Here is a 5,314-nt window from a genome sequence, read left to right as displayed (position 1 = left end):
GCCTCCGCCGACCCGGCCTCGCCGACGCCCGCCGCCGCACCGACCCCGGCCTACGACCCGGAGGCCACGCAGGTCGTCACCGGCGGCGGGACGGACAGCGAGACCACCGCGCCGCTGCCGCGCCAGTCGTTCCCGCAGCAGGACGACCCGACCACGCCGCTGCCGCGTACCGGTGACCCGGACACCACCCAGGTCATCTCGGCCGCTCCCGAGGTGCCGGCGCAGCGCGGTTCCGACGAGAGCGAGTCGACGATCATCCTGCCGAGGCCCGACGACAAGCGCTGATCTCCGACCCGGGGCGGGACCGAGAGCGGTCCCGTCCCGCGCGGCGTTCCGGGTACCCCACGGTGCCGTGCCGCCGGTTAAGATCAACGCCATGACCTGGCGACATTAAGTTTCTGTTCGAGGCCGTGGACCGCCACGGTCGCCGGAGCACCGGCGTCCGTCACCCGTCCCACCCGAAAGGCCTCGATGACTTCCACCTCGACGGGTGTCCGCAACCTGGCGGCCACCCTCTACGCGTACGCCTTCCTCACCGACCTGGTGCTGCTCTACCCGGTGTACGCGCTGCTGTTCGCCGACAGTGGCCTGTCGGTCGGGCAGATCTCCTCACTGTTCGTGATCTGGTCGCTGGCGGCCCTCGCCCTGGAGACGCCCTCCGGCGCGTGGGCGGATGCGACGTCCCGGCGTCAGATGCTCTGCCTGGCACCGATCTGTGCCGCCGCCGGCTTCGCCCTGTGGACGTTCGTTCCGTCCTACTACGCGTTCGCCCTCGGGTTCGTCCTCTGGGGAGCCGGCAGCGCCTTCGCCTCCGGTGCCCTGGAGGCCCTGGTCTTCGACGAACTCGACCACCTCGGCGCGGCCGACCGGTACGCCCGCACCATCGGCCGGGCCCGCACCGCCGGCACCGTCGGCGTACTCGTCTCGATCCTGCTGGCCGGGCCGGCGCTGCAGGTCGGCGGCTACCTGGCGGTGGGGGTGGCCAGCATCGCGGCCTGCGGGCTCGCCCTCGCCGTGGCGACCCGCTTCCCCGAACACCGCCGCGCCGACGCCGCCGCACCGGCGGCCGGGTCGGAGCTTGGAGACGACGAACCCGGCTGGTGGCAGGGGCTGCGCAGGGGAGTCGCCGAGGCACGCCACGACCGTGCGGTACGCGCGGCCGTGGTGCTCGTCGCGGCGGTGACCGCGGTCTGGAGCGCCCTGGAGGAGTACCTCCCGCTGCTGGCCCGGGACACCGGCGTCGCCCTGTCGACCGTGCCGCTGCTGCTCCTGCTCGTCGCGGCGGGGCAGATCGTCGGCGGCCTGCTCGCCCCACTCGGCCAGCGGCTCGGCACCGGCGGGTACGCACTTGTCCTGGCCGGTTCGGCGGCCGCCCTGGCCAGCGGCGCCCTGCTTCGGCAGTGGACCGGGTTCCTCCTGGTCGCGGCGGCGTTCTGTGGCTTCCAGCTCGCCTCGGTACTCGCCGACACGCGGTTGCAGGAACGGATCAGCGGCACCGATCGGGCCACCGTCACCTCGCTGGCCGGGTTGGCGACCGACGTGACAGGCATCGCCGTGTACGCCAGCTACGGCCTGCTCGCCGGCGTGGCCGGCAACCCCGTGGCGTTCGCGGTCTGGGCCGTACCGTATCTCCTGGTCGCGGCGCTGCTGACGGCCCGCGCCCGGAACGACGCGCCCGGCGGCGGCCCGGCGCGTACCGGACGCGTCGACCCCGCCCGGACCGCCCTCTGAGCCGGGCCTGGCTGCGGTCCGCGTCGAGCTAGCTGGACGCCGCGTCGAGGTAGACCCAGCGGCCGTCCTCGCGGACGAAGCGGCTGCGCTCGGCCACTGTGCCGGGCCGGCCGCCGTCGCGGTAGTGGGCCCGGAACTCGACAGTGCCGGTGCTGTCGAACAGCCCACCACGGTCGGTGCCGACGACCTCCAGGCCGGTCCAGCGCTGCGCCGGGTCGAGGCGCAACCCGCGCGGACGGGTGCTGCGGTGCCAGCTGCGGAGCAGGTAGTCCGGGTCACCGACGGCGAAGGCCGCGTACCGGGAGCGCATCAGCGTCTCCGCCGTCGGTGCGTCGGCCTCGCCGCGGTGCAGGCGCCGGCAACAGTCCGCGTACGGCAGCGGCTGCCCGCACGGGCACCCGGTCGGCTCCGACGGCCGGTTGTCTCGTCTGGCCACCCCGTCATCCTTCCCGTTGCGCGGCCGACGGAACGCACTGGGGCACCGGTTGCGGGGCGGACATCGGGCGGGCTGGATGATATTTTGCGTCGATGGCGCGGTCACCCGCAGTTGCGCTCGCACCGGGCGTCTGGCGAATCCCCACCGCCGGCCGAGCGATGATCAATTCGTACGCACTTGTCGGCGACGCCGGTGATGTCACCCTGGTGGACTGCGGGCTGAAGCGGGCACCGGCCCGCATCGTGCAGGGGCTGGCCGCGATCGGCAAGGGTCCCGCCGACGTCACAGGCATCGTGCTCACCCACGCCCACCCCGACCATGCTGGCGGGGCCGCCGAGGTGGCCCGGCGCACCGGCGCACCGCTGGCCCTGCATGCCGCCGACGTCCCGTACGCCGCGACCGGCACCCCGCCGCCGAGGGATCCCACGGTCGCCGGCGGCCGACTCTTCGCCCGGCTCTCCTCCGGTCGCTTCCCCGCCTTCGAGGTGGCCCAGCCGCTCGCCGACGGCGACCTGCTCGACGTCGGCGGTGGGCTGCGCGTGGTGCACACGCCCGGCCACTCGCCGGGGCACATCTCGCTGCTGCACGAGCCGACCCGGGTCCTGATCACCGGCGACGCGCTGTTCAACGTGGCAGGCATCCGGTGGCCGGTGAAGGTGTTGTGCACGGACTTCCGGATGACCCAGCAGACCGCCCATGTGCTCGGCGAGCTGGACTACGACGTGGCCGCCTTCACCCACGGCCCGGAGATCAAGGATCGGGCCCGGGAGCAGGTACGCGGCTTCCTCACCCGACTTTCCCGGGACTAGCGGGATCCGGTGCGGGCTCCGCGCCGGTTGCCGAACGACTCCATCGTGGTCGCCTTGCGCGCCGGGGTCGTACTCGCCGAGCGGGAGCGGGACGCCGCCGCCTGCGTGGCCGCCGTCTTCGCCGTCGGTGCCCGCTTGGTGGTGGCCTTCTTCGCCAGCGCCTTCGCCGTGGTCGCCTTGCGCGTCGCTGTTCTCGTCGTGCTGGCCGTCGCTATCCGGCCGGCCGGTGCCTTCTTCGCGGCGGTGGCCTTCGCGGTGGGTCGGCGGCTCGGCGCGGCAGTGGCCGCTACCGCCTTCTTGCGGGCGGTACGCGGGGACGTCGGCGTGGGCTTCCCGCCCGGCGATTTCGCGGCCGTGGCACCGGTGGCCCGCTTCGTCGCCGTAGCCACCTTCTTCGCCGCCACCTTGGCCGGCGGCGGAGCCTTGCGCGCCGGGGTCCGCTTCCGGGCGTGTCCTGCGTGCGCCATCCTCGCTCCTCAGGATCTACGGTGGCGCACGGTCTTCCCGGCATCGAGCCGGCCAAACGCCTACGGAGCTGCGGTGCGGCACGGATCAACGCATTGCGGTGTCGGTCGCGTGTCGGCGACGCCGAACCAGGATGACGCCGCCAGCGAGCGCGTGGGCGAGGAGGGCGACGCCACCGACCACGGTCAGGATGTCGTTGTCGCTTCCATCGTCGTCGGCCCGATTCCCGCGATGGCCACCACCATCGTCGCCGTCCTCCTGGTGGTCTTTTCGGTCGCCAACCGCGGGCTGGGCGCTGGCGACCACGGTGACGGCGCACGCCCCGGCCGCCCGGCCGGGCGCTCCCGCCAAGGCGGTCCCCGGCAGCAGCAGACCGAGAGCGAGGCCACCCATCGTCGCTACGAGGATGCCGGTTGCCTTCATGCTCCTCCTTCCCGCTTGCGCGCCGAACGCGGATGGCCCGGTCACCCGGCACCGCGCCCGCTTCCCGTTTGCGCCGAGCGCGGATGGCCCGGTCAGCCGGCACCGCGCCCGAGGCTGGCGTCACCACTCGGACCGGAATGCCGGTTACGCCCGGTGTCCACCCGACCGTCGAACTCCGCCGACCGGTTACCCGCCACAAGCTGCTTCTGTCCCCGACGAGCGGGGCGGAAGCCTCGGTGCGGGCGGATCGGGGCGGGCAGCTTCCCGCCGCGCCGGCGGAAGGGTGACTCGACGACGCCGTCTCGACGGAACCGTGCGGGATGTGTCGGATGTCCGGTTGCGCCCGGTCGGTTTCGGGTCTGGCTCTTTATGGCCGTTTCGGGAGGAGTGTCCTAGCTCGGCCGCCGGTGCCTCGGTCTCGTCGGGTTTTCGGGGGTGGAAGTCCGGTTCGCGCGTGGCCGCCGGCACCCTGAGGCCGGAATCCGTCCCGCCCGCCGGGCGTTACACCTGACGGCCGACGGAGTAGGGCTGGCTCAAGGCACCACGTCGAGCGGATGCCTGCCCAGGCCCGGCCGCGGAATGATCCGGCCCGGCCGGTCGTTGAACATGGTCCGGACGTCGCGAGGGCTCGCCGCTCGCCGAACTGGCCGATGCCCCCTCGTAGCGTGCCCTTGATTTCCCCCTGTGTTGCTTTGCTCTGTGTTGCTTCTTGAGCGCCGGACGGTGCTTGCGTATGCCGTGCCGACCCCCCCCGTTGGTGGTGTGCGCCGACCCCCGAATGGAGCTTTGTCATGAACACGATGCTGCGTAAGAGCGTGTTGGGTATTGCTGGTCTGGCTGTTGCCGGTGGTCTGGCTGCGGGCCCCCTGAACGAGGCTGTCGACACCACCCCGGCCAGCGGTGACCCGATCGCCGTGGCCGTGCGGGCCGACAAGCCCGACACCAGCAGGCTGGTCCCGCATGGTGTGCAGGGCGAGCAGTCGCGTATCGATCTGGACGCCGAGCAGACCGCCAACGTCAAGGCGATCATCGCCGCGACGAAGAAGGCCGGCATGGACGAGCGCGCCGCGGTCGTCTCCATCGCCACCGCGTTGCAGGAGTCGAAGTTGGAGAACCTGGGTCACCTGGGTGACCGCAACGACCACGACTCGCAGGGCCTGTTCCAGCAGCGTCCGTCCAGCGGCTGGGGCACGGTCGAGCAGATCACCGACCCCGAGTACTCCACCACCGCCTTCCTCAAGGGTTTGAAGCAGGTCGACGGCTGGCAGGACATGCCACTGACCCAGGCCGCGCAGACCGTGCAGGTCTCGGCCTACCCCGACCACTACGCCCAGTGGGAACAGCAGGCCGCCGACCTGGTCACCCAGCACTGGAACAACTGACCACGCGTGAACTGTTGGCCGGCACCCCTTCGGGGTGCCGGCCAACACGCATCTCACCCCACTTCCGC

General features: G+C 72.4%; 5 protein-coding genes and 2 pseudogenes. 4 read left to right on the top strand and 3 right to left on the bottom strand.

The annotated features are described in order from the left end of the window. Both C1I93_RS31815 and C1I93_RS27935 read left to right on the top strand, forming a co-directional pair. A pseudogene (locus C1I93_RS31815) lies at positions 1-285 on the top strand (hypothetical protein); the annotation flags it as partial. A gap of 186 nt (positions 286-471) precedes the next feature. Then, a pseudogene (locus C1I93_RS27935) lies at positions 472-1,673 on the top strand (MFS transporter); the annotation flags it as partial. An 86-nt stretch (positions 1,674-1,759) separates the two neighbouring features. On the opposite strand, the gene C1I93_RS27930 reads toward C1I93_RS27935, so the two are convergent. Next, positions 1,760-2,167 (bottom strand): YchJ family protein, encoded by a 408-nt coding sequence (locus C1I93_RS27930; protein WP_111246257.1) that lies wholly within the window; start codon positions 2,165-2,167, stop codon positions 1,760-1,762. Between the two features lie 92 nt (positions 2,168-2,259). Here C1I93_RS27930 and C1I93_RS27925 point away from each other — a divergent pair, with 92 nt between their 5' ends. Then, positions 2,260-2,976, top strand: coding sequence for an MBL fold metallo-hydrolase (locus C1I93_RS27925; RefSeq protein ID WP_111246256.1), 717 nt, complete (start codon positions 2,260-2,262; stop codon positions 2,974-2,976). On the opposite strand, the gene C1I93_RS27920 is transcribed toward C1I93_RS27925, so the two are convergent. Together C1I93_RS27920 and C1I93_RS27915 are read right to left on the bottom strand one after the other, a co-directional pair. Continuing rightward, entirely contained in the window at positions 2,973-3,443 is a 471-nt protein-coding gene (locus C1I93_RS27920) for a histone (protein WP_111246255.1), read from the bottom strand. The genes C1I93_RS27925 and C1I93_RS27920 overlap by 4 nt on opposite strands. A gap of 85 nt (positions 3,444-3,528) precedes the next feature. Beyond that, a complete protein-coding gene (locus tag C1I93_RS27915; RefSeq protein ID WP_146603593.1) occupies positions 3,529-3,864 on the bottom strand; it encodes a hypothetical protein in 336 nt (111 codons plus the stop codon). 791 nt (positions 3,865-4,655) lie between these two features. Between C1I93_RS27915 and C1I93_RS27910 the strand changes: the two genes are divergently transcribed. Then, the gene (locus C1I93_RS27910; protein ID WP_111246253.1) at positions 4,656-5,246 is read left to right on the top strand and encodes a hypothetical protein; all 591 of its coding nucleotides are present in this window, start codon (positions 4,656-4,658) and stop codon (positions 5,244-5,246) included. Positions 5,247-5,314: the final 68 nt, after the last annotated feature.

Source organism: Micromonospora endophytica (assembly GCF_003236305.1).
GTDB classification, from domain to species: domain Bacteria; phylum Actinomycetota; class Actinomycetes; order Mycobacteriales; family Micromonosporaceae; genus Micromonospora; species Micromonospora endophytica.
Note: the sequence above shows the minus strand (reverse complement) of the source record. Positions and strands in the feature narration are given on the sequence as shown.